At 65.4% G+C, this 3,273-nt stretch carries 3 protein-coding genes; 2 read left to right on the top strand and 1 reads right to left on the bottom strand.

Annotated elements, in window-relative coordinates; genetic code table 11:
- Positions 1-215 (bottom strand): hypothetical protein (locus ACHUEU_RS16415; RefSeq protein ID WP_394217156.1); only part of this gene is annotated, 215 nt, incomplete at its 3' end.
- Between the two features lie 92 nt (positions 216-307).
- Between ACHUEU_RS16415 and ACHUEU_RS16410 the strand changes: the two genes are divergently transcribed.
- A complete protein-coding gene (locus tag ACHUEU_RS16410) occupies positions 308-526 on the top strand; it encodes a hypothetical protein (protein WP_394217155.1) in 219 nt (72 codons plus the stop codon).
- 285 nt (positions 527-811) lie between these two features.
- The gene (locus ACHUEU_RS16405) at positions 812-1,936 is read left to right on the top strand and encodes a hypothetical protein (protein WP_394217154.1); all 1,125 of its coding nucleotides are present in this window, start codon (positions 812-814) and stop codon (positions 1,934-1,936) included.
- Positions 1,937-3,273: the final 1,337 nt, after the last annotated feature.

Raw genomic sequence — 3,273 nt, 5'->3', positions numbered from 1 at the left:
AACACCCCCGCGCAGGTCACAAGGCTACGACCCTCCCGGCATGCCTCCAGAACCCCTGAATTCTGCGGAACGCCGGTCTGATAGCTCGGGTCGGACTCCGCGTTGTGCCAGCCCAGGGCCCATTCGCCCGCGGTGATCCACTCATCGAGCATCTCGCGCGGGCTTTCGTCCTGCCAGCCACCGTGGATCGTCCCCACCATGAAGTAGTTGGTCATGCAGAGTGCTCCTCGGCTGCCGCGGGGCCCAGCTTCTCGAGTTCCGAGGCTATCGCCGGTCGGGCCCACGGTCCATGACGGGCTGCTGAAGCGTGGACTTCGTCGATGACGTCAACGAGGTCTGGTGGGCTCAGCTCACCGAGCCGAGCCCATCGATCGCCGCGGCCGATGTCGTACTGCGGGCGAGGTCTCAGCGGGTGGGCGACGCGGTGGCCAGGCCGTGCGCCGAGCAGCGTCTGGGGGACTCGGTGAATCAATCGGATCTTCCCGTTTCAGCGCTGGCCGAACACCACCGCGCGACCGTGCCCTGACCCGGAGAGGAGTCCGAGGGACCTTCCGGAACCCTTGGCTCGGCCCAAGAGCGAGCGTACGAGAGCTTTCGTTCCCTATCTGCTTGAACCGTCGCTTTCGCTTCCTGATGCCAGCTGCCACTTGGCCGCGTGCTGGCGCCTGGAAGATTCCAGCCGGCAAGCCCACCGACTCACTCGCGGAGAAGGCGGAAGTTGCCGAGGGTGCGGCGATGTCGCACCAGGCGACTATCGTGAGCACGATGCCGTTGGCGCACGGCGAGCACAACGACGAGGGAGACAAGCTGCATGTCGGACGAAGACGCGACACAGGCGGAGATCGATATCCAACAGCCAGAGTTCCTCGATATCGCCGAGGATCCGACGGTCGTTCTGGACGATCTCTCCGAGACCGAGCGCGCGGACGCGGAAGCTTATGCCCTGGCGTTCATCACGCGGGTGCTTCGGCTGAAGGGCGTTCAGATCGATCGCGATCACTTCCTGCGCTCGGAGCTGCACCGCCGGGGCATCGCCGCGGAGACCATCGATCGAGCGATCGCAGAGAACCCGTCAGCGGCGGGCGTCAACCTCGAGATGCTCGACCGCATCGCCTCCGAGGTCGTCGAGTTCGAGACCCGGAAGTCCACCGCCATGTCATTCGCGGCTGGACTCCCGGGCGGGTTCGCGATGATCGGAACCATTCCTGGAGACATCACCCAGTTCTACGTCCACGCCTTCCGCATCATGCAGAAGGTTGCCTATGTCTACGGGTGGAGGTCGTTTCTTGCGGACACCGAAGAGATCGACGATGAGACCCTCGGCAAGCTCGCTGCTTTCCTGGGGGTGATGATGGGTGTCGGCGGAGCCTCCGCCACAGTCACCAGCTTCGCGGCGAACGTGGCCCGCCCCGCGATCCAGCGCCAGATCGCGGGCGTCGCGCTCACGAAGACTGCGTGGTACACGCCGATGAAGCAAGTGCTGCGTGTCATCGGCGTGAAGCTCACCAAGGACAGCTTCGCCAAGGCCGTCACGAAGGCCGTGCCCGTGGCCGGCGGTGTCTTCTCCGGCGGGCTCACCTACGCCACGCTGCGCCTGCAGTCGGGCCGTCTCGTCCAGCACCTCCGTGAGTTGCCCCCACCGCACGTCGACGCCGACGAGTATCTCCGCCGCCTCCACGTGGTCGACGACACGGAGAAGGAACGGGCGAGCAACTCCCTGCGAGGACGGATGTCAGCGGCCGCGAGCTCTCTCAGCCTCACGCGCGTGACGACCGGTGAGGAGGGGGAGCGCAGCACGGGCCTCGGGCGCGCTGCGGGCAGGGTGAAGGGCGCTGGCTCCGCGGCGAAGGGCGCTGCAGTGTCCGTGACGGGACGCGTCGGTTCACGATTCTCGCGGCGATCGACCGCGCAGGAGCCCGATGCGGACGTGGAGTAGTAGCGGTTGATCAGCGGAGAGTGCGACGAGGCGGGCGCATCGCTCCGGGGCTCCCCGCGAGTAAATCGTGTGCTGTTGCTGCGGCTTCACCCGTCCTGTAGTTCGCGTTCCGAACACTTTGCATGAGCGCGGGGGCGGCTAGGCTCGACGGCCGAGACCAGGTAGGCCACCGCTGACAGGGGCGCCGTACGTCGGATAGATGTACTTCGGTGGTGAAGGGGAGATCTGTTGCGCCAGCAGGAGCCTCCCGCCACGCTTCTTTTTGCTCTTCGACTTCTGCTTCTTCCGTGAGGCCGCTCCGTCGTCCTCCGGCGGCTTCTTTATCGACGGCGGTGTCGGAGCTGTGCGTCCGTCAAGCACGGCGAGGAGGAAGCGGGCTTGTCTCTCTGCTGTTGTTCGGGCGTCGGTGCTGAGTCTGCTGCGCGGGAGGCTCCGAAGCTCCGCGAGGATCTCCCGTCGGAGCTTGGCGCGTTCGCCTTCGGGCATCCCTCGGACGTGAGCCCTGAATGTTTGGGGATGGTATCGCAGCGTCGATGGGAGTCCTCGAATAAGCTTCGGAAGCCCTTCCCGAGGGGTAGAGGATCCCGTGCGAGCATCAGCCTCTGCCTTGCTCTGATCAGGCTTCGATGCAGGTGGTTCGAATTCGGGTGAGGATTTCCGGCGAGGCACACGGCGGGCTCGAGTCGGGGACCGCGGTTTCACACGCTTCGAGTTCGGAGGAAGGGGCGGTTCCGCTGATGACGTGCCGGACACGGTGCTCTGGAGCGCCGGGAGGGTCTCGGCGCCGTCCGCGGTCGAGTGCGAACCGGCCTCGACTCGAATCGCTTCACCAGCGGAGCCTGAGCTGCGAGCCTGCAGGGCTTCCAAGACGCCCTCGTCAACTGTTTCTGCTATCCCATGCCTCATCGACGCCATCGCCTAAACACCTATCCCTCGTCTCGTCGTTGAGTATGTCGCCAGTATCCGACATTCCTATGAGGTGGTGTGGCGAATAGACACGCCCCGCTTGACCAACCTGTGCAACCGAGACGTTTCACGCGCGGGAACGTGCGCCCCGCGCCACCGCATCGCCCACGTGAGCTGATCGGCCTCGCTGTGCCCGCGAGCAATGCCATCGGCGGTCTCGGTTCGGTCGGGGCTGCCAGCTCATCTCCGGGCATCGTTTCAATCAGGTCTGGAGTCGAGGCCGAGCAGATTCGGCGGAATGCTCAGTTGCGCTCTGCGTCCAGCCAGCCTCGTTCCGTCGCCCTCTCGTCGGGCCCGTAGTGCCTCATGTCAAGATGCCCGCGAAATCCTTGCCGTGCCTCAGCTAAGAATGCCCGCGAACGGCCCGGCCC

The organism is Brachybacterium vulturis (genome assembly GCF_043641765.1).
GTDB lineage: Bacteria > Actinomycetota > Actinomycetes > Actinomycetales > Dermabacteraceae > Brachybacterium > Brachybacterium vulturis_A.
Note: the sequence above shows the minus strand (reverse complement) of the source record. Positions and strands in the feature narration are given on the sequence as shown.

Coding starts and splice junctions, on each gene's coding strand:
- ACHUEU_RS16405 (WP_394217154.1), top strand. CDS start 812: ATGTCGGACGAAGACGCGACACAGGCGGAGATCGATATCCAACAGCCA.